This is a genomic window from Stenotrophomonas sp. YJH_SMC_82 (genome assembly GCF_059368875.1).
In genome coordinates this window covers 1285331-1308046 of record NZ_JCAFSE010000001.1, presented here as the reverse complement: position 1 = coordinate 1308046, position 22716 = coordinate 1285331, and the positions used below count along the sequence as shown (strand labels likewise).

At 65.7% G+C, this 22716-nt stretch carries 15 protein-coding genes; 5 read left to right on the top strand and 10 right to left on the bottom strand.

Features of this window, described 5'->3' with window-relative positions:
- Positions 1–10: 10 nt before the first annotated feature.
- From AC5P53_RS05775 to AC5P53_RS05740, 8 genes are all read right to left on the bottom strand, one after another.
- A complete protein-coding gene (locus AC5P53_RS05775; RefSeq protein ID WP_241887546.1) occupies positions 11–8299 on the bottom strand; it encodes a host specificity factor TipJ family phage tail protein in 8289 nt (2762 codons plus the stop codon).
- Entirely contained in the window at positions 8290–8685 is a 396-nt protein-coding gene (locus AC5P53_RS05770; protein ID WP_014647904.1) for a hypothetical protein, read from the bottom strand. Before AC5P53_RS05770 ends, AC5P53_RS05775 begins: the two co-directional genes overlap by 10 nt.
- Complete coding sequence (locus tag AC5P53_RS05765) at positions 8685–9146, bottom strand: DUF1833 family protein (RefSeq protein ID WP_014647905.1); 462 nt, start codon at positions 9144–9146, stop codon at positions 8685–8687. Before AC5P53_RS05765 ends, AC5P53_RS05770 begins: the two co-directional genes overlap by 1 nt.
- Positions 9143–9496: a hypothetical protein gene (locus AC5P53_RS05760; protein WP_014647906.1), complete on the bottom strand. Its 354-nt coding sequence runs from the start codon at positions 9494–9496 to the stop codon at positions 9143–9145. Before AC5P53_RS05760 ends, AC5P53_RS05765 begins: the two co-directional genes overlap by 4 nt.
- Positions 9493–11808 carry a phage tail tape measure protein gene (locus AC5P53_RS05755; RefSeq protein ID WP_069116152.1) on the bottom strand — a complete coding sequence of 772 codons (2316 nt, stop codon included), beginning with the start codon at positions 11806–11808 and terminating at the stop codon, positions 9493–9495. The genes AC5P53_RS05760 and AC5P53_RS05755 overlap by 4 nt, the downstream gene beginning before the upstream one ends.
- 94 nt (positions 11809–11902) lie before the next feature.
- On the bottom strand, positions 11903–12145 hold the full coding sequence (locus AC5P53_RS05750) for a phage tail assembly protein T (protein WP_227864145.1): 243 nt from the start codon (positions 12143–12145) through the stop codon (positions 11903–11905).
- Positions 12146–12225: 80 nt separating this feature from the next.
- Positions 12226–12570, bottom strand: coding sequence for a hypothetical protein (locus tag AC5P53_RS05745; protein ID WP_014647908.1), 345 nt, complete (start codon positions 12568–12570; stop codon positions 12226–12228).
- On the bottom strand, positions 12570–13028 hold the full coding sequence (locus AC5P53_RS05740; RefSeq protein WP_014037992.1) for a hypothetical protein: 459 nt from the start codon (positions 13026–13028) through the stop codon (positions 12570–12572). Before AC5P53_RS05740 ends, AC5P53_RS05745 begins: the two co-directional genes overlap by 1 nt.
- A 365-nt stretch (positions 13029–13393) precedes the next feature.
- On the opposite strand from AC5P53_RS05740, the gene AC5P53_RS05735 reads away from it, so the two are divergent.
- Genes AC5P53_RS05735 through AC5P53_RS05725 form a run of 3 tightly spaced genes read left to right on the top strand, consistent with a single transcriptional unit; the run spans position 13394 to position 14667 of the window.
- Positions 13394–14065 carry a dienelactone hydrolase family protein gene (locus AC5P53_RS05735; protein WP_032957503.1) on the top strand — a complete coding sequence of 224 codons (672 nt, stop codon included), beginning with the start codon at positions 13394–13396 and terminating at the stop codon, positions 14063–14065.
- Positions 14062–14484, top strand: a complete 423-nt coding sequence (locus tag AC5P53_RS05730) for an HIT domain-containing protein (protein WP_014647910.1) — start codon at positions 14062–14064, stop codon at positions 14482–14484. The genes AC5P53_RS05735 and AC5P53_RS05730 overlap by 4 nt, the downstream gene beginning before the upstream one ends.
- Positions 14485–14499: 15 nt before the next feature.
- Positions 14500–14667 (top strand): LiaI-LiaF-like domain-containing protein, encoded by a 168-nt coding sequence (locus tag AC5P53_RS05725; protein ID WP_005418011.1) that lies wholly within the window; start codon positions 14500–14502, stop codon positions 14665–14667.
- Between the two features lie 106 nt (positions 14668–14773).
- On the opposite strand, the gene dcd is transcribed toward AC5P53_RS05725, so the two are convergent.
- Both dcd and apbC read right to left on the bottom strand, forming a co-directional pair.
- Entirely contained in the window at positions 14774–15346 is a 573-nt protein-coding gene (dcd, locus tag AC5P53_RS05720) for a dCTP deaminase (protein WP_014037995.1), read from the bottom strand.
- Between the two features lie 78 nt (positions 15347–15424).
- Positions 15425–16279: an iron-sulfur cluster carrier protein ApbC gene (gene apbC, locus AC5P53_RS05715; RefSeq protein WP_014647911.1), complete on the bottom strand. Its 855-nt coding sequence runs from the start codon at positions 16277–16279 to the stop codon at positions 15425–15427.
- A gap of 213 nt (positions 16280–16492) precedes the next feature.
- Between apbC and AC5P53_RS05710 the strand changes: the two genes are divergently transcribed.
- Positions 16493–19282, top strand: coding sequence for a TonB-dependent receptor plug domain-containing protein (locus AC5P53_RS05710; RefSeq protein WP_014647912.1), 2790 nt, complete (start codon positions 16493–16495; stop codon positions 19280–19282).
- A 387-nt stretch (positions 19283–19669) separates the two neighbouring features.
- The gene (locus tag AC5P53_RS05705) at positions 19670–22648 is read left to right on the top strand and encodes a TonB-dependent receptor plug domain-containing protein (protein ID WP_014647913.1); all 2979 of its coding nucleotides are present in this window, start codon (positions 19670–19672) and stop codon (positions 22646–22648) included.
- The last annotated feature ends 68 nt before the right edge of the window (positions 22649–22716 follow it).

Genomic DNA, 22716 nt, shown 5'->3' with positions numbered 1-22716 from the left:
GGTGCACGGGTCACCACACGCCCATGCGCACGCGCAGGCGTCCGGCTTCGTCATAGACCCGCCAGTTGCCATCGCTGTACTCGGTACGACGCCCGCCACCGGGGGCACTGACACTGAACGCGTCGGCCACCACATCGAAACGCGAGACCTGGCCGCTGGACGCCAGTTGCACGCCCCCTACCCGGCCATCTGCACGGACGTTGACCGACCACTGCGCGGAAGACTCGGTGCCTCCGGCCGACCAGGTGGGCGGGGCGGTTGCTGCCGCGTCCACCTGGCTGAGCATCGGGCGGAACATCCAGAAATAGGGCGTGTTTCCACCGGTGCCGATCACGATCACGCGAAAGCGAGCGAAGGTCGCCGTGGCGGGCGCCTTGGTGATCAGGAACGTGCGCGTCAAGCGGTCGAGCGTGATCGGGGTTCCGGTATCGCTCCTCACGCCAGGGCTGTGCACCAGCCCCAGGTGATTGCCGGCCGCATCGAAGAACGTCATCTCCAGCTTGGCTTCCACGCGATGGGTATTGATCCAGGCGGACGCGCAATAGGTCTTGCCGCCTTCGATGGCGATGTCGTACTCGGTTCCCCACCATGCCATTTCGCCTGCTGCGACGACGCCGGGCGTCACCGCGCCCAGCCCGAAGATCCCCTGCGGATGCCAGCTGTCATCGCCGGTGGGGTTGCCCAGTTCGGTCCACCGCCCGTTCGGATTACTGCCCCAGCCCCACCCCGAGCGCTGCCAGAAGGGGAACGTGGTGTTCATCAGCAGGTTGCCACCGGCGCCCAGATTCTTGACCTGCGCCTGCATGCTGGTGACCACGGCTGCATCCGCCTTGCCACCCAGTGAGGCCTGCACGCCATCGATCCGCCCGGACAGCGCAGTCAGTTGCGTACCCTGCTGGCTGACCTGGCTGTTCAGCTGCGAGAAGCCGCTGGCCGATACATCGCCCACCTGGGTCTTGAGCTGGGTCAGGTCACGCGCGGTGGTGTCCAGCTTGGTGCCCTGCTGGCTTACCGAGGTGCTCAGCCCCGTGATGGCCGAGGCATTGGCATCGTTGGCCACCTGGTCGGTGATGTCATAGACCTGGACGCTGTCCACCCGCACCTGACCGTTGTCGGGATGAACATAGAGGTTCAAGCGCCAGGCATCGATGCCGCTGTTGAAGGCATCGAAGTCGAACGATCGGGTCTCGAACGCCTCCACCGCGAACACGGCACGCAGATCCTGGTAGGACTGCTGGCCTGCCGCATTCTTGCGATACATCCGCACCAGCAGATTGTTGGCGCCGCCAGCACCGCAGGCGCGGACGATCACCCGCAGGCGGCGCGCGCCGTTGATCGGCACCCATTTGCCACCGTTGGCCTGCAGGGTCGGATTCACGTTCGTGTAGCGGTTGAGCAGCACACCTGGGCGTCCGTCGCCGTTGACCGTACTCCACACCGCCCCATTGGCCGCCGCCGATGCCGTCCACCCCCCCAGCCCTTCGGCGAAGTCGGGATTGGGCAGCAGGCCGCTTCCGGTGTTGAGCACGCCCTTCAGCCCGCTGGACAGGTCGGTGAGCTGCTGCGCCTGCGCGTCGACCTTCGTGCCCTGCTGATCGACTTTGGTGGTCAGCGCGGTCACCGCGGTGGCCGTGGCAGCGGCGCTCTGCTGCGCGGCGTAGGCGTCGGTGACATCGATCATGCGGATGTCGTCCACCTGCACGCGCACGCCCACTTCGCGCGCACCACTTCCTCCCGGAATGCTGACCAGCATCCGCCACTTCGCCGCAGACGCGGCGGTGTTCAGGTAACCGCTGACCTTGGTCCAGCCATCCTTGCGCAGCGAGGCCAGTGCGTAAGCCTGCAAGGGCCAGGAATTCTCCGCGTTGGCTTCGTTGGTGGTCTGCCAGCCCACCCGGATGGAACCACCGGTCGGCTGGATACTGTCCGGATGCAGGCGGGCGTAGTACTCCACATAGATGCGGCGATTGCCGGTGATGGGGGTCCACTGCCCGAGGTACAGGTCCGCATTGGTGTTCGGACTGGTGTTGGCCGCAACGTTCACATCCAGACCGCGCTCACCGGTCCGGCGAGCATCGGCGCGGGCGGTGTAGATCGTGCCCGCCGCACTGCCCAGCAGTTGGCCATCCTGGAACGTTTCGAACGCACCCAGCGGGAACAGGCTGTCGCTGCCATTGAGGACCGACTGCACGTCCGACTGCAGCTTGAGCACACTGGACGCACTGCTGGTGACACGATCGCCCAGCTGCACCACGTCGCTGCGCAGGTTGGCGATGGCCGTCGCGTTGCCGGCGATGTCCTGCGCATCGGTGATGTCGTAGAACTCGATCCGGTCGAACAGCACCTTGCCGCCGGCGTTGGTCAGATGCACCTGCGGCATGATCTCGTTGCGATCCTGCGCGGCAGACCATTCGGCCGTGTAGGTTTTCCAGGACGCATCGGACAGGTTCAGCGTCACGTCGGCATGGCTTTCACTCACCCCGCTGGTCCGCACGCGCAGCCGGCAGACCAGGGTCGCCGTCGCATCGTCGAAGGCGCGGGCGACCATCACCAGGCGGTACCGCCGCGACCTGCCGGCAACAACGGGCAGCCACCGCGCGTCATTGGCCGTGATGGCCGGATTCTGCCCGGCCTGCGGCCCATGCGTCATCAGCAACGCATCACCACTCTGGCCCGATGCCTTCACCCACTCCACGGTGTTGGCCGACACGGTACGGGTCAGCGTCCACCAGGCGGCACTGCCAGCAAAGTTACTGTTGCGCAGCACGTTGTCGCTGCTGGTCACCGAGGTGTCGACCCGCGCGGCCAGGCTGGTCAGGCTGTCTGCGGCGGACACCAGGTCGGTACCGAGCTTGCTGACGTCGGTGCGCAGCCCGGTCAAGGCGTCCGCATTGCTCCGCGCCGTACGATCGAGCATCGACGAATCCTGCGATCCGGTCGGCACGCCATTGAGCACGGTGACGGTCATTTCCACCCACATGCCAGTACGGCCGGTCTCCGGCAAGGGCGACAGGATCTGCCTGCCACCGCCGGCACCACTCCTGCGCCGCCCGATCATCACCAGCATCCGCGACCCCGACAGGGCCGCCAGGTTTTCCTGTGACAGGCCCGCGTCCAGCAGGCGGGTGCGCAGGCCACTGGTGTCGCTGTTGCTGGCACTACTGATCGCCCCCACTGCATCGGACGTATAGGCAATGAAGTACTGGTTGTCCTTCAGCGTCTGGTCGTACCAGGTGTTGAAGCGGGCCGACTCGCTCTGCAGATTGCCATGGGTATCGAACACCGCCGTATCGGTGATGCTGTTGTCCGCATTGATGATGCCCACCCGCAGCCCCCGGTTGGCGCCCATGCCCGGCACGATGCTGCCATTGGCACGGTACACACCCGATGCTCGGGGGCCACCGGTGGGCCAGGCGAGGATATGTGCGTTGGCGATGATGTTGTAGGCCACCATGTTGCCGATGCCCGAGGCCAGCCGGGTGACGTCCTCGGCGGCACTGCTCAGCTTGCCATCGATCTGTTCCACCCTGGTCGACAGGCCACTGACCGCCGCAGCGTTCGCGTCGACATCGGTCACATCCTCCACCCACAGATCGTCCAGCCACAACGTGCCGGCCGTGCCATTGCGATTGATCGTGACCTTGATGCCCTGCACCGTGCCGGTAGGCGGCAACGTCACGAAGGTCTCGGTCTTGACCCAGTCCGCCGATTTCGGGAACGACTGCGTGGCGCCGCCCATCAGGTTGCCGTTGTGGTCGGCGACGCGCAGCTTGGTATTGTCGGCGGTGCCGTCGAAGTCCTCGCTGGTCCGCGTCCAGCACGACACCCGATAGCGACGGCCGGCGGTCAGGGTGATGACGCGCCCCTCATTGACCGCGGCGCTGACCACCGTATTGCTTCCGCCCGCATAGGGCTCCGCCTTCCAGCACAGGCTGTTGCCGCGGCCCTCGCGCACCACCGATGCTGCGGTGGTGTTGAAGAACGTCCAGCCGGTGCCAGCGCCCAGGTTGAAGTCGCCATTGAGCGCGAGGTTGCTGCCCGCGCCCATCACCGCTTCCATGCGACTCTTCAGCTGCACCAGGTCCTGGCTGCTGCTGGTAACCCGGCCATCGAGCTGCCCGACTTCGGTCTTCAACGCATTGAAGGCGCTGGATCCGATCTTGTCCCCCATCGTGGCATCGAGGCTGTCCACGCGCCGCCCCAGCGCGGTGTCAGCGGTCACCATCGCCTGCTGCAGGCTGCTGACACTGGCACTGGTGGCCAGCGCGCCGGTGCCTGCCGGCATCCGTGCCTGGAGTGCCTGGATCGACTGCGCGTTGACCTGGTCGCCACTCAGCCGTGCGGTCTTCTCGGCCGCGATCAGGCCCTGGCTGACCCCTGCCAGGTCACCGCCCTCGTAGCTGCCGCGCAACTGCACGGCCAGCGACTCGCGCCGGCCCGCTTCGCTGCTGTCTGCTGCGACGCGTGCAGTGGCTTCGTCCTGCAGCATGGCCACCGACGCACCCGGCGTCGGGCGACCGATCGCCACCCAGTCCAGCAGGAAGTAGTCGGCATCGGTCTGCGCCTTGGACAGATCCAGGCGGATCTGGTCGACGATGGTCCCGTTCCATGGAATGTTGTCCACGTCCAGCGTCGCGATGCCGTTGCTGTCATAGCTTGGCTCCGCGAACTGCACCATGCGTGCGTTGTCCCACGACTGGCCGGGACCATTCCACAGCAGGCGCCCGTCCCAGGCAGGACTGCCCACCTTGCGGATGCGCAGCTTGACGAAGCGGTGCGCCGCGCCCTGGACATCCTGGCCGCGCGGGCTCGTCACGAAGGCGTCGCTGGCATGGTTGGCCGGGCGCAGCCAGCCCTCCACCAGCGTTGGACTGCCGCCATTCGCGCCCCAACCTTCCACGCTGCTGTCGAAGTACCAGATGCGCTTGCTGTCGAACTGCACGCCACTGCCTGCCGACAGCTGGCTCACCATGCGGGTCAGGTTCTCCACATCCGACCGGCGCTCGCTGGTTTCGCGGGTCACCGCCGTGGTCAGCTCGGTGCGGGTATTCAGATCGCCGGCAGCACGGTCCAGCACTTCGCGCGCCAGGCCATCGGTGTTCGCCTTGAGCGCCTGCGCCTGCTGGTCCAGCCGTTCGGCCTGGCCGGCAAGTCGTTGGGCGCTGGCGGTGATCTGGTCCTGCAGGCGCAGCGATTCGCTACGCAGCGCCTCGGCTGCACGGGTGGCGGCGGCCAGGTCGCTGTCGATGCGGGCGTTGATTTCCTTGCCCAGGTCCTGCTTGACCGATTCGACCACACCGCCGATTCCCTCCAGCGTCTGCCCGGTATTGCGCCCCAGCGAGCGTCGCAGGTAGCGGGCACCGACGGACAGCACGCCAGCGGTGTTGCGACTGCGGCACGCAAACGTCCAGCTGCCCGCCTCTGGCAATACGGCTTCGATTGCGGAGGTGAAGAAGCCACCGGCATCGCCCAGCGGGGTCATGTGCTCCCACAGCGGGTTGTCGATACTGCCGGCGGTATAGCGGATTTCCACGCCGGCGAAATCAGCCGACTGCACGGTGTCGCCGGAGAAGCCCCACACATACCGGCGCACGCCACCGCTGAGCTCTTCGATGTCGAACAGATCGACCAGGACCGGCGGCGCATCGGCACCCAGCGTGGTGTACTGGGTGGACACGGCAACGCCGGCACGGCCATCGGGGCTGTACGGACGAACGACCACCGGATAGGTACCCGCTCCGGGAATCGCCCAGCTCGCTGATCGCGTGCTGGTGCGTGCCACTTCCTCCAGCGCGGCATTGCCGTCTGGATCGGACAGGACCCGCGTTTCGCCGGTGGGTCCACTGATATCGAAGCTGGCCTGCAGTTCGGTATGCACGCTGCCACCCCGGCTGACCTGGCGCTCGACCACCTTCAGATTGCTGGCCACCGGCCGGGTCTGCAGCGAGGATTCATTCGACGGCGGCACATACTGCCCGGTCCGCACGTAGTGCCAGAACTCGGGCCCCTCCTGCACCACCTCCACAGCGGCGCCCTTCAGGTCACCTTCCGGGCGGATGCCGGTCACGCGCACGCGGGTACCCGGCGTCTGCTTGAAGTCGTAGATCCAGATCGTGTCGTGTGCAGGATTGCCGTCGTTGTGGCCCGGCAGCGGTGCATCTGCCGGCCACGGATCGGCCAGCACCAGCCTGTCACTTGGCTCAGCGCCCGGAACCACGCGCAGTACGCGGTAGACACGCTCGCCTGGAATACGCAGGCCGATGAACGCACTGCCCAGCGAAGGTGCCGGGACCGTCTCGTCCAGTTGCAGCGTGGCAACGCCTGCAGCGTCGACGGCGGCATCGATCAGGCGGCCACCGAAGCCCCACTGGGTAAGGTCGTGCTGCAACGCCAGCACCGACAACCGCGAGTAGGCCAGGTGCTCGATGTCGGTGCTGTAGCTGATCGACTTGTATTGATAGACGCTCTGCGCCAGATGCCAACGCGCCAGCATCGCGGCATGGGCTTCGGAGCTGACGCCCTCACCGGTGATCTTGGCCGGATTGAGCATCACCTCCACGCCCGGCGCCGGCACGCGCAGCGTCGCCGCCTTCCAGGTGCGGCGGTCCAGGTAGCTGTACTCGATGCCGTCGGCAGCGTTGGCCAGGGTGTAATCGACCTGGAACTGGCCCTTCTTGATCGTGGCCATGTTGACCACGCCGGACAGGGGCTGCTCATCGGCCGCCCAGGCCACGCCCAGCCGGCCCTTGGCCCAGGTCACCTGGCCGAAGCCGGCCAGCGCGATGGCGTCGAGCACTGCCTGGTGGCTGCGCACCTCGGTCAGCCAGTAGTCGTAGCCCAGCGCGTTGTCCGCGCAGTGCAGCATGAAGGCTTTCAGGCTTTCGATATCGATGCGCCGGTCGGCCATGCCCAGGCCGGCGATGCGCTTGCCGTTCTCATCATGGATGCCACGCGCGTAGGCCAGGATCTGTGCGCCCGGGTTGCTGGTTTCCTCGGTCACCCAGCCGGCCGCTTCACCCTTCCACACCGGAATCGGTCGCGCATGAGCCACGCAGCGGATCTCATCCGGGGTGCCATTGAGCTGGCCGGACGCCTTCATCTGCAGGCCGATGGCAGGAATGCCGGCATGGCTGGCGTCGTCGCGCTGCACGCTGACCAGCGTGGTCCAGGTGAAATTCGCCTGCGCGCCACTGCCATCGGTGTTCTGCCCGGCCACGCGTACGCGCACGTCGTACTGGCCCAGCTCCACGTCGCGGCCGTAGCTGACGCGGCGCGCCTTCTGCGTGCGTCCCACGACGCTGTAATTGCCGAACGACTGCCAGGCATCGGAGCCGACCGGCCGGTACTGGATCTGGATCTGCTCGCGGTTGTCCTTGTCCTTGCCCTTGGACGTGGTATCCCACAGCCGGAACTCGATGTTCACCTGCAGGCGCAGAGAGTCAGCGGAGCTGGTGCGCTCCACCCACGGGCTGGCCACGTGCTTGGCATCGCTGCCGGTATCGAGCAGCTGCGCGCCTTCAATCACATCCGCGTTGCTGTACAGCGGAATCGCTTCGTCGGGCATCTGCGGGAAGCCGCGGAACCAGGTGCGCACGCCTTCGTAGCTGGACAGCGCTGAATCACCGTTCTGCAGGGCCTCCACCCGGCCAACGTTGATGCCCGGGCTGAGGGTCAGGCCGACGTACTGCTCATCGCCCTCGAACCAGGTATAGGGGCGGCTGATCAGGTCCGGAGCGAGGCGCGTGGAACCGAACAGCAGGCCCAGCGGTTCATAGGCGCGCACACGGTTGCGCGGCGCTGCCAGGGAATACGCAGTGTCGGCGACACCGCCACCGCCACCTGCACGGGGAGGCTTCGGGCCCAGCACCTTGTTGATCAGCACGCTGCCGGCAACATAGACCGCCGACGCCAGCGCGGTGCCGTAGGTGGCGCTGAGCCCCGCAACGGCGCCTGCGCCCCACGCGGAACCGGCCACCAGCGTGCCGATGCCGAAGGTGAAATAGGTCAGCGCGATCATCGCCACCAGCGGAATCACCGCCTTGCCCACCACGCTGCGCACTTCGATCAACTGGCCATGGCGCGGTCGCGTGTGCATCCACTGCTCGCGCGGCACCTCCAGCCCGTCAACGCAGACCTGCCATGCGCGGCCATCGAGCCCGTCTACATGGCGCATGAGGAATGCGTACAGGCTTTCACCCGGGCGCAGTTCGACCGGCACGTTGCGCTGGCCATCCAGCAGCACCGGGTGCGGGGTGATGATGAGGCGGCCGTCGACCGCCGGTTGTGGTGTCAGTTCCATGCGTAGTATCCCTCGATCCTCAGCCCAAATCCGGGCAGGTCACGAACGCGGTGCAGCACGCTGCAGCCGTTCGTTTCGTTGCTGTGCAAGACCCAGCCCTCATGAGCCAGGAAAAAGAAAACCCCGGCGTGGCCGGGGTTGTGTTGTCCGCGTTCGATCATCAGTACCAGGTCGCCGTCCTGTGGAGGGCCCTCGCGAGGTACCGCCTGCGCGCGCGACAATGCGCCCAGCTCGGCCGAGCCGCGCCGCCCGCGCGGCCGGCGTCCGGGCAGTGCCACTTCACGGGCGAACAGCGCCCGCTGCACCTGCATCACCAGGTCGGCGCAGTCGCACGCTGCTTCGTCATAGGGGATGCCCACCCATCGCTCGACGTCGACCAGGCGCATCAGAAGATTCCCGGCAGCGTGAACGGATTGGCATGCAGCAGCACGGCCTGCTGGCGCATCAGGAAGTCGACACCACACTGGGCACTGACCGTGCGCGTGTTGACCGACACCTGGGTCATCGGCAGGTCGTACTCGGCCTCGATGGCATCCGGATCGGCGCGATCGGTCAGCATCAACCGTGCGGTCACCATCTCTCCGGGGGCAAGCCCTTCCAGGTCCTCGGTGAGTGCGCGGCCGATGTTGTCGATCACCAGCTGCGCGCGCGGTGCCTGTCCACTGACATCGTCGGGAAGCTGGAAGCCGAACGGTGCGGCAATGAACTCCTTGCCGTTGCTGGTCCAGTTGACGTTGTCGTTGACGATCCGCAACACCTCCGGCATCGACGGCGCCGACACTTCCAACAGCATCAGCGGTCCCTGGGTGTCGGCCAGGCGCTGGCGGCGCTCATGGAAGGAACTCATCGCATGTACTCCAGTACAAGATCGCGCTTGGAGAAGCGGAACCGGGTGTTCAGTGGCACCAGGCGGCCGATGCCCTGCGGGAAGCGGGCGCTGATCGGCTGCCCGGTCCGCGGGTGCTCCATCGTGAACCAGCCGACGCGACCGACATCGTGCAGGTACCACGCTTCGAATGCCTCGGCGTCAGCCGCGGTGCGGAACTGCACCGAGGCGTACACGTTCTTCATCACCCGGCTGTTGAGCGCGCGCATCTTGCTGGGGCCGCGCTCCATCTCGGTCCGCTCTTCCGAAGCGACGATCTCCTCGCCGTAATCCGCAAAGCGGATTTCTGCATATTCTGGCCAACTGCTCATCCCACTGCCTCCGTCCATCCGTATCGGGCCCGTCCAATGGCGCCCAGCTCACCACCGTTGAGGCTGTCGCCCACGATGTCGATCACCAGCCGCCGTACTTCGCTGCCATCGGGCATGCGCTGCCGCTCTTCCCGGGTGTTGACCCGGCTTTCGCCGTAGTTGTTGATTTCCACATTCATCCCACCCTCGCCGGCACGGGCGATCGGTACCTGCACATAACCCCCGCTATCACCACCGGACAGGCCATTGCCGGTTCGCAGCGAAGTGCGCAGGGCGAAGAATGCCGATGGGCCGCCGAGCGCAGCCATGTCTTCCTGGCTGAGCACGCCCTCGCCCTTGTGGACGATGCCGGCCGGCTCGTACTTGCCCCCTGGGCCCGTGTACCCGCCGATGGAAAAGCCGGTGATCTTCGGCCCGAACATCTGCCCGATCGAACTGATCAGCCCACTGACCATCTGTTTGGCTGCCACGCGCGCCAGATCGGCGATGATCGAGTCGGCGAGGTCGGAGAAGGACAGCTTTCCGGTCTGGGCAAACTTGACCAGACTGTCTTCCAACCCGCCCAATGCATTACTGAAGACGCCGTGGCTCAACTCGGCGGCATTGGCCGCGGCATCGGCATAGTCCTCGAACGCCCGCATTGCGCCGTTCTTCCAATCGGACTGGTATGCCTTCTTGTTCTCCTGGAACTCTGCCTCGCGTTGCAGTGACTGTTCATGGAATGCATCGAGCTCGGCCAGCCGGGCTCTGTAGCGCTCCGACTCGATGACCTTGCCATCCTCACCACGCGACTCGTCGTCCAGCGCGCGCTTTCGATTGTCCCGATCCTCATCCAGAGCGGAACGGCGTTGCATGCGATCCACGCTCGCTGCGCCATGGCCGATGCCGAACAGCGCCTGGTCGTTGCCGCGCTGCTGTGCATGCGCCGCCTGCTGGAGCTCCCGCTGCAGCTTCAGCAGATCCTGCTGGGCCTTCTTCGACGCTTCAGCGGCTGCCGCTTCCTTGGCCAGGGCCACCGCGGCGTCCAGCGAGGCCTTCACCCGCAGTTGCTTCTGCTCGCTGAGCTTCTTCTCGGCATGCTCCATCTCGTCAAGGAGGGTGACCTGCAGCTTTTCCGCCTCTGTCATCCCCTCCTTCAGCTTCTGCCGCACCCGGTCCTGGGCGATCTGCTTCTCGATGCGATCCATCAGCCCGGCGTACGCATCAGCCTGCTCGTGCACGCCCCTGACCGACTGCTGGGCGGCCTGCTGCTGTTCGCGGAACTGGGCCTTGCGTTCGATGTCGGCCTTCTTGCGCGCGGCATCCCTGTTGAACTCTGCGCGCTGGGCCGGGTCCATCTTGTCCGGGCCGCCCCTTGCGTTGATCTCCGCGCCGCGTTCAGCCATCCAGGCCGCGTACTCGCCACGGGTCAGCCGGATCCACTCGACCTCGTCCCGCCACGCCTCTCCGCGCATGGCGCCCAGCATGCCGTTGAAGGCATCGGTCGCCTTCAATGCGTTCCATTGCGTCGCACCCAGAGACGCGATGAGCTGGTCAAGCGTCTGGTTGTCCACGTTCTGGATGGCCGCGGCAATCGCATTGAACAGCTTCTCGTCGAGGGCGCCCCTGATCGTTTCTTTCAGGCCACGGAACTTCTCCTGGACCGGCGCGACCTCCGCCTGGAACGCTTCCAGGTTCGCCCTGGCCTTCTCCAGCTCGGCGTAGTCCGAGGCTGCACTCAGGCCCGCCCCTTCCCGTCCCGATCGCTGGCCATGACTCACTCGGCCTTCCCAATGGACGACCGAGCCCTGCAGCGCCTTCTCGCGTGCCTCCAGCTCGCGCAGCGCCCTGGCCTGCTCATGCAGCGTGGCGACCGCCTGCTCCAGGGGCAGCGTGCCCGCGCCCATGCCCAGGCCGGCCTGGTCCATCGAGAACGACATCTGCTGCAGCGACTGCATCTGCTCCTTGTACTCGCTGCGCGCACGTTCGGACGCCTTGACCATGTCCAGGTACGCTTCGCCCAGCTTCTGCACCGACGCGATGGCGATGCCCCATGGGCCACCGGCGGCCGTCAGCAGGCCGCTACCAAGCTCCTTCAAGCCGCTGCCGAGCACATCGCCGCCGACGTTGGCCTTTGCCTTTGTCGCGGCCTTGCCCGTTGCGCCCTCCGGTGCCGCATGCACGCGCGCCAGCGCGGCGGCCGTCCGCTCGGCCTCCGCGCGCAGTGTCTTGAGATTCTGCGTTGCCAGGCGGCTGGCCTCCGCCATTGCGGTACGGAAGCCCGTCGTGTTGACCCGCAGTACTACGTCTAGATTCTGGTTAGTGGACGCCATACGCGTTCCTCCAAGAATGATGAGGGGCCCCGCAGGGCCCCAGGTTCGATTGCATGCCACGCATCGGAGAAGCAATGCCCTGCCCCGCCCGGAATCACGCCGCAGCGTTGCGCCGCGATGCGCTGCCGAACAGTTCCAGCAGCTGCTGCGAGCGCTCCTTTGCCGCCCTCTCCGGCGACGCACGCGGTCGCACCAGCAGGAAGTCGTCGGCAGTGGTCGTATTGCCGTGCACCTGCGCCAGCACACTGGTCAGCTGGGCGAGCATCCCCTGCAGGGGCTGGTCCAACGGCTCCAGGCGTGCGAACGCATACATCTCCGAGAGCTGGCGGGAGGTCACTCCCGCCAGCAGGTGGTCCGGATGCGGGAGGCCCAGCCTCCACGCGATCCGGAACTGAAGCCGGCGCTCAGGCCGGCGGATCAGTTTTTTTCCAGCTCTCCCACGGCCGCATCGCCGAGCGCATTGAGCGTCTGCGCGACACGGAACACGCGATCCAGCGCCGCGGCCGATTTCGTGCCCAGCTGGGCCACCTCGTGGTCGGAGAACAGGCGCTCGCCCATTTCATCGACCAGGCACAGGCCGACGAATCGCGCGCGGAAGTCATCCACCTTGGGCGTGTCACCGCCATAGGTCTCCTGCTCCCAGCGATCACGGTCACGCGCCGACATCATCGCCACGCGCACGCTGCCGCCCCATTCGGGTACGGCGACGTCCTCGTGCCGGCGATCCTGCGCGTCCAGGATCTGCTGCTTGCCCAGCAGCATCACGGGGTGCCGCCAGCGGCCACGGTTACCAGCGCGAACTCACGCGGCAGCAGGTCCGCAGTGAACGTCAGCACCTGGTTGGTGCCCGGGGCCACGTTGAAGGCGGCGACCTTGGCGACGAAGGTAGCGGCATCGCCGGTGGGCAGCACCATCAGGAAGTGCAGGTCGGCATCCGGATCGGCGTCGCGCAGGATCTCCTGGCCTGCCGAGCTGCCGACCGGCCAGCGGTGGCCGGACACCTGCACGGCCTGGCCGCCGGACAGACCCGCGATGTTCTCCATCTGCTTCGAACGCAGGTTGGTGGCATCAAGGGTGTTGGCCTGGCCGCGGCCGAACGGGAAGGCGGTCAGGCCGTCGATTTCGGTATAGCCGGCCGGATTGTTCGGCGCGGTCGGGGCGGTACCGGCCTTCACGTACAGCGCGGAGTCCTGGGCGGAAATGGCTTGATTGATGGACATGGTGTTGAATCTCCTGGAAATGAAAAAGCCGCCTTGCGGCGGCTGGGGTTCGGGGTGATCAGGCTCGGGGCTGCCTGCAGTGGGTCATCGTGGCTGGCCCGTCACAGCCACCGGTTGCGCGTTGCGACCCGCAACACGCGGACAACAAAAAAGCCCCCGGCTCGCGCCGGAGGCTTGTATGTCATCGTGGCTGAAAGCTTAGGCTGCGGGTGTGCACCGGTCAATGCAGAAACAGCCCTCTGCACCGCCTTGGGAACGCACTGCCGCAAACCCGCAGCCGCCCGATCCGGCACAGCCGCTGACGCCGCGCTAACCGGCGCAGCGCCGACAATGCAGCTCTGTTCCCAGCAACGAGGAAGATGACGATGGCCGAGTGGATCACCCTGGATACGCATCACGGCCCGGTACGGGCCTGGCAGGCCCTGCCGGACGGCACCGCGCGCGGCGGCCTGGTGGTGGTGCAGGAAATCTTCGGCGCCAATCCGCACATCCGCAGCGTGGCCGAGCGCTTCGCAGCCGAAGGCTATGCGGTGCTGGCGCCCTCGTTCTTCGACCTGGTCGACGGCCCCGACGCCGACCCGGATGCGCTGCCCTACGACGCCGAGGGCGTGAAGCAGGGCCTGGAACGGGTCGGCGCGCTGGGCATGGAACGGGCGCTGGAGGTCGTGCGCGCGGCGGCCACCCGACTGGCGCCCTACGGCAAGGTCGGCACCGTCGGCTACTGCTGGGGCGGCACGGTGGCGATGCTGTCCGCACTGCGCCTGGGGCTGCCGTCGGTCAGCTACTACGGTGCGCGCAACGTGCAGTTCCTCGACGAGGCGCCCAAGGCCCCGGTGATCTTCCACTTCGGCGCCCAGGACCGCAGCATCCCGCCGGAAGCGGTCCAGGCCCACCGCGAGAAGCTGCCGCAGATGGCCACCTACGTCTATCCGGCCGATCACGCCTTCAACCGGGAGGTCGGACATGCGTATGATCCAGACAGCGCCGCCCTGGCGCTGCAACGCACCCTGGACTTCTTCTCGGAGCATCTTGGATGAGCGAATTCGAACTCGATTCACGCCTGGCCACCGATAGCGTGCTGGTGGCGGAAGGACCGTTGTCGCAAGTGCGGCTGATGAACGACGAACGATTCCCCTGGCTGGTGCTGGTACCGCGCCTGGCCGGGGTGACCGAGTGGATCGAGCTGGACGGCGAGCAGCAGGACAAGCTGCGCACCGAGCTCAACCGCGCCTGCAAGGCCCTGAAGGGTGCCGACGGGGTGGAGAAGATCAACATCGGGGCGCTGGGCAACATCGTGCGCCAGCTGCACTTCCATGTCATCGGCCGCCATGACGGTGATCCGGCCTGGCCGGGCCCGGTCTGGGGCAGTGGCCCGGCGCACCGCTACGAGCCGGCGGCGCTGGACCAGCATGTCGCCTACTGGAAGGAACGGCTAGGATATCCGGCCCAGTCCTGAGCCTTCGCCGACCCGATGCGATTCAACCTCGTTGCCGCCGTCCTGCTGATCCTGATCGGCCTGTTCATGCTCGCCAGCAATCTCGGCTGGACGCACCTGAACCTGTCCAAGCTGCTGTTGACCTGGTGGCCGGTGGCCCTGGTCGGTGTCGGCATCGCGATGCTGTTCGGTCGCGGCAAATAAGGAAGGCGGCGCATTGCGCCGCCTTCCCTCATGTAGAGCCGAGCCATGCTCGGCTTCAATGCAGGGCAGCCGAGCATGGCTCGGCTCTACAAATCGCCTGCAATCGTCAGGTCCGCGGCAGGGTCACGCCGGTCTGGCCCTGGTACTTGCCGCCACGGTCGCGGTAGGACGTCTCGCAGACGTCATCGGCGGCCGCCTGGAAGAACAGCATCTGTGCCACGCCTTCGTTGGCGTAGATGCGCGCCGGCAGCGGCGTGGTGTTGCTGAATTCCAGGGTGACGTGGCCTTCCCATTCCGGCTCCAGCGGCGTCACGTTGACGATGATGCCGCAGCGCGCGTAGGTGCTCTTGCCCAGGCACACCACCAGGGTATCGCGCGGGATGCGGAAGTACTCGACGGTACGCGCCAGCGCGAAGCTGTTCGGCGGGATGATGCATTCGTCGGCGGTGATGTCGACGAAGCTGCCCGAGTCGAAGTGCTTGGGATCGACGATCGTCGAGTTGATGTTGGTGAACACCTTGAACTCGCGCGAGCAGCGCACGTCATAGCCATAGCTGGACGTGCCATAGCTGACGATGCGCTGGCCGTTGGCCTGCTTCACCTGCCCGGCCTCGAACGGCTCGATCATGCCGTGCTGCTCGGACATGCGGCGGATCCAACGGTCACTCTTGATGCTCATGCTTTGTCCTGGGGGTACGAGGGGGCGCGAGGATTCTAGCAGGGGCCCGGCCTCGGCCGGCGGCCCCTGCCCCGGCCCTTACAGCAGCGACGACAGGATCGGGATCGAAGCCCGCGGGCGCCTGCCCACTTCCTCGATCAGGCGCTGTGCGGCATGGCGGTAGGCCTGGGCCGGCGCCGAATCCGGCTGGGCGACGGTGATCGGGGTGCCTGCATCGCCCTGTTCACGGATGCCGATCTGCAGGGGCAGAGAGCCCAGCAGCGGCACGCCGTACTGGGCGGCCATGCGCTCGCCGCCGCCCTCGCCGAACAGGTGCTCGATGTGCCCGCAACTGCTGCAGGTGTGCACCGCCATGTTCTCGACGATGCCCAGCACCGGCACCTCGACCTTCTCGAACATCTTCAGCGCTTTCTTCGCGTCCAGCGTGGCGATGTCCTGCGGCGTGGTGACGATCACCGCACCGGCCAGCGGAATCTTCTGGGTCAGGGTCAGCTGGATGTCACCGGTGCCCGGCGGCAGGTCGATCAGCAGGAAATCCAGGTCGTCCCACAGGGTGTCGTTGAACAGCTGGGTCATCGCCGAGGTGGCCATCGGGCCCCGCCAGATCATCGGCGTGTCCTCTTCGATCAGGTAGCCGATCGACATGGTGTCCACGCCAAAGGCACGCAACGGCTCGATGCTCTTGTTGTCCGGGCTTTCCGGGCGACCGGACAGGCCCAGCATGGCCGGCACGCTCGGCCCGTAGATGTCCGCATCGAGCACGCCCACGCGCGCACCGAGCTGCTGCAGCGCCACGGCCAGGTTCACCGAGGTGGTGGACTTGCCGACGCCGCCCTTGCCCGAACCGACCGCGATCACGTTGCGGATGCGGGCATGCGGCGTAAGTCCCTTCTGGACCTGGCTGACATGGGGACGGCGGGGAGAACTGTTCACAACGGGCACCGGCGGGGTCAGGGGGATAACCCGACATCATACAAGCTGGATGCAAGCTGACTGAAATTCAGGAATGCGACAGATTCGTGCACAGATTGTTAAGTTCATGTTACGTTCGATGAGCACTGTTTTGAGCTGCGGAGCCGGATATTCCAGCCCGCGCGATGGCGCATGCGCAGTGCCGTTTTTGTTTTTGCTCTCCAATGGAATTACATGAAACACGTCAGCAATACCGCACGTCGCAACACGCTCGCCGTCGCCCTGATGTCCGCTCTGATGGCCGCCGCCCCGGCAATGGCCCAGGACAAGGCGACCAACCTGGACAAGATCACCGTCACCGGTTCGCTGATCCCGCAGACCCAGGTCGAAACCCAGACCCCGGTGATGTCCATCACCGCCGAAGACATCCAGACCCGCGGCTTCAGCAGCGTTGCTGAAGTTCTGCAGCAGTCGTCGCTGACCACCGGCGGCCTGCAGGGTGGACAGACCTCGGGTGCGTTCACCCAGGGCGCCGAAGCCGCCGGCATGTTCGGCCTGAACCCGGGCTACACCAAGTACCTGATCAACGGCCGCCCGATGCTCTCGTATCCGGCGCTGTACAACGGCAGCGAGTCGTTCAACAACATCAGCGGCATTCCGATCGACATCGTCGAGCGCATCGAGGTCCTGCCGGGCGGCCAGTCGTCGCTGTACGGCTCGGACGCGATCGCCGGCGTGGTCAACATCATCCTGAAGGAACGCATGGACGGCGGCACGATGTCGATCCGTGGCGGCACCTACACCGAAGGTGGTGGCAGCAACATCCGCTTCAGCGCCGCCAAGGGCTTCAATGCATTCGACGACCGCTTCCACGCGCTGGTCAACGTGCAGATCGAAAACGGCAGCCCGATCTGGGGCTACCAGCGTGACATCACCAAGCAGAACAACCCGGTCGGCTACACCGCACAGCTGCCGTCGAACGACTTTGCCGTCATCGGCAACGCCGACAACAAGCTGTACATGATGGACCCGACCCGCTGCGCCAACGTCGCAGGCCTGTACGACGGCACCACCACCGTCGGCAAGCGTGCATCGGGCGAATCGTGCGGCTCGGTGTACAGCGCCGGCTACAAGACCCTGAAGAACGGCAAGAACAGCGGCCAGTTCTACTCGTCGATGACCTTCGACGTGAACGACAACTTCCAGCTGTTCGCCGATGTGCTGTACAGCAAGGAAAAGACCGAGTTCACCTCCGGCTCCAGCGCCCTGTGGTGGGGCACCAAGTCGGTGATGGGCGGCTTCTACGACCAGGGCCTGGGCAAGGTCGTGAACCTGCAGCGCGCCTTCGCACCGGAAGAAATCGGCCCGGGCCACTACAACAACATCCTGAACTCCGATGAGAGCCGTTCCTACCAGGTCACCCTGGGTGGCAAGGGCATGGTCGGCGACTGGGACTACAGCGCCAGCTTCACCCGCGGCGAATACCGCCTGGACCAGAACCGCTTCGCGCGCTGGAAGGACAAGATCGAAGGCTTCTTCGGCGACACCGTGCTGGGCCCGCGCCTGGGTACCACCGCTGATGGCTTCGGCATCTACAACCCGGACTACGCTGCGTTCTACTCGCCGATCACCCCGGACCAGTTCGCCAGCTTCACCGGCTATGGCACCCACCGCAGCAAGACCTGGCAGAACCTGGGTCGCGTGCAGGTGACCAACGGGTCGCTGTTCTCCCTGCCGGGCGGCGACGCCGGCCTGGCCGTGGTGCTGGAAGGTGGCAGCGAAGGTTGGGATTACTCGCCCGACCAGGCCTTCGTCGATGGTAACGCCTGGGGCGCCACCGCCGTGGCCGGTGCCGGCCACCGCAGCAACTACGCGGTGACCAGCGAACTGCGCATGCCGGTGTTCGAGTCGCTGACCATCAGCGCCTCGGGCCGCTACGACGCCTTCAAGATCGCCGACAAGACCGTTGACAAGGCCACCTACAGCATCGGCCTGGAATACCGCCCGGTTGAGAGCCTGCTGCTGCGCGGCAAGTACGGCACCGCATTCCGTGCGCCGACCCTGTCCGATGCCTTCCAGGGCATGAGCGGCTCGTTCGCCTCCGGCCAGAACGACTACTACCGCTGCAGCCAGATGGGCTACGCGCTGCGTGACGAAGCCTGCTCGTTCTACAAGACCACCTCGGTGTACAGCGAAAAGTCCGGCAACCCGGACCTGAAGCCGATCACCGCCGACGTGTGGAGCGCGGGCGTGGTGTGGGCCCCGGTGAGCAACTTCTCGCTGTCGGTCGACTACTACAACTGGAAGATCAAGAACGAGGTCAAGACCCTGAGCACCGACCAGCTGCTGCTGGCCGAGTACCAGTGCCGCAACGGCCTGCCGAACAACACCTCGGCCAGCTGCCAGAACGTGACCGACTGGGTGTCCCGCGACGCCGGTGGCAACCTGGCCCGCGTGTACACCCCGAAGCTCAACGTGGCCAGCCAGAACCTGGAAGCGGTGACCGTCGGCGCCAAGTACCAGCAGGACCTGGGCCGCTTCGGTTCGCTGATGTTCTCGGGCAACTACACCAACATGCTGAAGCGTGAAGTGGTGCCGCTGCCGGGCGCACAGAAGCTGGATCTGCTGAGCGATCCGTACAACATGTGGTACTACGACAACTTCGCCAAGGTGCGCGGCGATGTGTCGGTGGGCTGGGCCATCTCCAAGTTCACCACCACCCTGTACGCCAACTACGTCGGCAGCACCCCGAACTACCTGGCCTACACCGGCCGCAGCTATGACTACGTCCACTCCTCCGGCGCCAAGGCCGGCAAGTGGGGCTCGTACACCACCTACAACATGAGCCTGAACTACCAGGCGCAGGACGATCTGACCCTGTCGCTGATGGTCAACAACGTGTTCAACAAGCTGCCGGAAGGCCAGCGCTACAACTACCCGGGCAACGAATCGACCCCGTTCAACGACGGCTTCTACAGCGTCTACGGCCGTCAGATCTCGGCCCAGGTCAAGTACGACTTCTGATCCCGTCGTATTCCGGACTGCGTGTCTGGACCAGGCCCCGCTTCGGCGGGGCCTTTTTTTGTCCGTCGCACAGCACGGCCACATCCCGTTCACGGTTCAGACACGTTTGACATGAACCGAAACAAATCAATACGTATCAATGAGATGAAGGAGAAATGGGCGCTCCTGTCACTGCAAGGCGCGCCCATCACCCATAGCTTCATGACTCCCTCGTGAACGTTTGACAGGCTCGGTTAATGTCGTGTTAATCTCGGGTCATCGGCACGTGAAGCCGGTACCAGCGCCGGGTGGCAGCACGCTGCCGACCCCGGGCAAGGGGCACACGGAGACGCCGACAAGGACCTGTCCCGGTGTACGACGCAATCATTCGATTCAAGGGGATTTCAGATGATCAATCGCAAGTCGCTCAGCAAGCACCCGCTGAGCTTCGCCCTCGCCTCCGCCGTGCTGCTCGCTGCGGCTGCCCCGGCGATCGCACAGGACGCCTCGGGCTCGACGCAGACCACCGAAGAGGCATCCAAGTCCAAGGCCACCAATCTGGATACGGTGACCGTCACCGGCTCGCGCATCAGCCGCGACGTGTTCAACTCGGTCTCGCCGGTGCAGGTCGTCACCCGTGAAGAAACCACCCTGGCCGGCTTCAACTCGACCACGGCGGCCCTGCAGAGCACCGCGGTCACCGCCGGTGCGGCGCAGATCAACAACGCCTATGGCGGCTACGTCACCGACGGTGGCCCGGGCGCCAACACCCTGGGCCTGCGCGGCCTCGGCCCGACCCGCACCCTGATCCTGCTCAATGGCCGCCGCGTGTCGCCGGCCGGTACCCGCGGCTCGGTGGGCTCGACCGACCTGAACGTGCTGCCGAACTCGATCGTCGACCGCGTCGAAATCCTGAAGGACGGTGCGTCCTCGATCTACGGCTCCGACGCCGTTGCCGGCGTAATCAACATCATCACCAAGAAGAAGGTCGATGGCGTCAGCTTCGAAGCACAGCACAACGCCACCGATGGCGGCGGCGGTGAAGAGCGCCGTTACTCCATCATGTTCGGTGCCACCGGCGAGCGCTCGCACTTCTCCGGCTCCTATGAGTACTACACCCGCAACGAGCTGACCCTGGCCGACCGCAGCTGGGCCGGTGGCTGCCCGACCGACATGTACCGCGACATCGACGCGGGCGACTATTGGGGCAGCGGCGACTTCATCGACCCGCTGACCGGCAAGCCGAAGTGCTGGTCGCTCGATGCCGGCGGCACCACGCTGAACACCATCGGCACCAACACCCGTACCGGTGTTGCGGCCCCGGGCGGCGCCGGCACCCGCTTCAACCGCTGGCGCCCGAATGCGGCCATCACCACCGGCCTGGTGGGCTACGAAGGCGTGGACCTGAACACCCGCGACACCTTCGATCCGGCCATGCGCAACCAGTCGCTGATCTCGCCGACCAAGACCCACACCCTGTACCTGCAGGGTGGCTTCGACCTCAACGCACTGGGCGATGCCGAGCTGTACTACGAGTTCCTGGGCAACAAGCGCAAGTCGACCCAGACCGGCTATCGCCAGCTGACCCTGGACTATGCCGTGGGCAGCCCGCTGATCCCGGCCAACCTGCGTGACAGCGTTGCCGGTGCTCCGACCGACCAGACCAGCGGCAAGAACCTGGGCGTGCGTGCGTTCATCGGTTTCGGCAACGACACCAACAAGCAGAACGTCGACTTCCTGCGCTTCAATGCCGGCCTGCGTGGCCACCTGAGCTCGGAGTGGAACTATGACTTCAACGTCATGCACTCGCGCAGCGACGCCGACTACACCTTCGAGAGCTTCCTGACCAGCCGCCTGCGCCAGAGCCTGGACGTGGTCTCCAACGGTGCCGGTGGCTATGTCTGCCGGGACGGTTCCAACGGCTGCATCGCCGCGCCGGCGCTGAACACCAACACCATCGGTGGCAAGCTGCCGCAGGACTGGAAGGACTGGGTGTTCGTGCCGGTCACCGGCAACACGCTGTACAAGGAAACGACGGTCAACTTCAACGTCAACGGCCCGCTGTTCGACATGCCGTACGGTTCGGCCGGTGGTGCATTCGGCGTCGAGTACCGCAAGGCACGCATCGACGACACCCCGTCGCCGTACTCGATCAATGCCGACCTGTACAACCTGACCAACGCCACTCCGACCCGCGGTTCGGACTCGGTGTTCGAAGCCTACGGCGAACTGGAACTGCCGCTGCTGTCCGGCGTCACCGCTGCCGAGGAACTGACGGTCAACCTGTCCGGCCGCTACACCGACTACAAGTCCTACGGCTCGGATGAGACCTACAAGATCGGCGCGCTGTGGACCCCGGTGAAGTGGCTGTCGTTCCGTGCGTCGTACGGCACCTCCTACCGCGCACCGGCGCTGTTCGAACAGTTCCTGGGCGGCACCACCGGCTTCCTGAGCAGCAGTGCCGACCCCTGCAACGAGTATGGTGATCGCAACCCGAGCTCGCCGCGTTACCAGAACTGCGCATCGCTGGGCCTGGCACCGGACTACCTGGCCACCCAGGGCGTGACCGTGGTCACCCAGGGTGGTGCCGAGGCCGGCCTGGAAGCCGAAACCTCCAAGGCCAAGACCCTGGGCGTGGTGATCCAGCCGGAATTCGGCAGCGGCTTCGGTGACCTGTCCTTCGCCGCCGACTACTTCGACATCGAAGTGAAGAACGGCGTCGACAGCGCGGGCGGCGCGAACATCCTGTCGCGCTGCTACGACAGCGGCAGTGCCGACTTCTCCTCCGGTTCGGGTCTGTGCCGCCTGGTGGCCCGCAACCCGGTCAACAACCAACTGGTGGTGACCAACGGCTTCATCAACCTGTCCACCGACAAGGTCCGTGGCCTGGACTTCACCACCCGCTATGTCCGCGAAATCGGCCCGGGCACCCTGCGCACCACGCTGCAGTTCACCCACTACCTGGAACAGGCCAGCAAGGTCTTCTCCGACGATCCGCTGGTGGACTACAACGGCATGCTGTCGCGTCCGGAAAACACCGCCTCGCTGGACCTGAGCTACAAGTGGAAGAACTGGCAGGTGCGTTACGGCCTGGACTGGATCGACAAGATGGACAGCTACGCGTACTACGAGGAGCGCAACCCGGGTGACTTCGATCCGGCCACCTCGGCGTACAAGCTGTACACCCCGAACTACTTCCTGCAGGCCATCTCGGTGAAGTATGAAGCGGACAAGTGGTCGGTCACCGGTGGCGTGCGCAACTTCGCCGACCGCAAGCCGCCGACCATCTCGCAGGGTGTCTACAGCACCGTCGGCAACGCGCTGCTGTACAGCGGCTTCGACTACTTCGGTCGCAGCTACTTCCTGAACATCACGCGTTCGTTCTGATCCTGCTCCCTGCAACCGCCGCCCTTCGAGGCGGCGGTTCCATTTCAGGCACCGGATTCTCCGCAGGC

Coding starts and splice junctions, on each gene's coding strand:
- AC5P53_RS05775 (WP_241887546.1), bottom strand. CDS start 8,299: ATGGAACTGACACCACAACCGGCGGTCGACGGCCGCCTCATCATCACC.
- AC5P53_RS05770 (WP_014647904.1), bottom strand. CDS start 8,685: ATGCGCCTGGTCGACGTCGAGCGATGGGTGGGCATCCCCTATGACGAA.
- AC5P53_RS05765 (WP_014647905.1), bottom strand. CDS start 9,146: ATGAGTTCCTTCCATGAGCGCCGCCAGCGCCTGGCCGACACCCAGGGA.
- AC5P53_RS05760 (WP_014647906.1), bottom strand. CDS start 9,496: ATGAGCAGTTGGCCAGAATATGCAGAAATCCGCTTTGCGGATTACGGC.
- AC5P53_RS05755 (WP_069116152.1), bottom strand. CDS start 11,808: ATGGCGTCCACTAACCAGAATCTAGACGTAGTACTGCGGGTCAACACG.
- AC5P53_RS05745 (WP_014647908.1), bottom strand. CDS start 12,570: ATGCTGCTGGGCAAGCAGCAGATCCTGGACGCGCAGGATCGCCGGCAC.
- AC5P53_RS05740 (WP_014037992.1), bottom strand. CDS start 13,028: ATGTCCATCAATCAAGCCATTTCCGCCCAGGACTCCGCGCTGTACGTG.
- AC5P53_RS05735 (WP_032957503.1), top strand. CDS start 13,394: ATGGCCGAGTGGATCACCCTGGATACGCATCACGGCCCGGTACGGGCC.
- AC5P53_RS05730 (WP_014647910.1), top strand. CDS start 14,062: ATGAGCGAATTCGAACTCGATTCACGCCTGGCCACCGATAGCGTGCTG.
- AC5P53_RS05725 (WP_005418011.1), top strand. CDS start 14,500: ATGCGATTCAACCTCGTTGCCGCCGTCCTGCTGATCCTGATCGGCCTG.
- dcd (WP_014037995.1), bottom strand. CDS start 15,346: ATGAGCATCAAGAGTGACCGTTGGATCCGCCGCATGTCCGAGCAGCAC.
- AC5P53_RS05710 (WP_014647912.1), top strand. CDS start 16,493: ATGAAACACGTCAGCAATACCGCACGTCGCAACACGCTCGCCGTCGCC.
- AC5P53_RS05705 (WP_014647913.1), top strand. CDS start 19,670: ATGATCAATCGCAAGTCGCTCAGCAAGCACCCGCTGAGCTTCGCCCTC.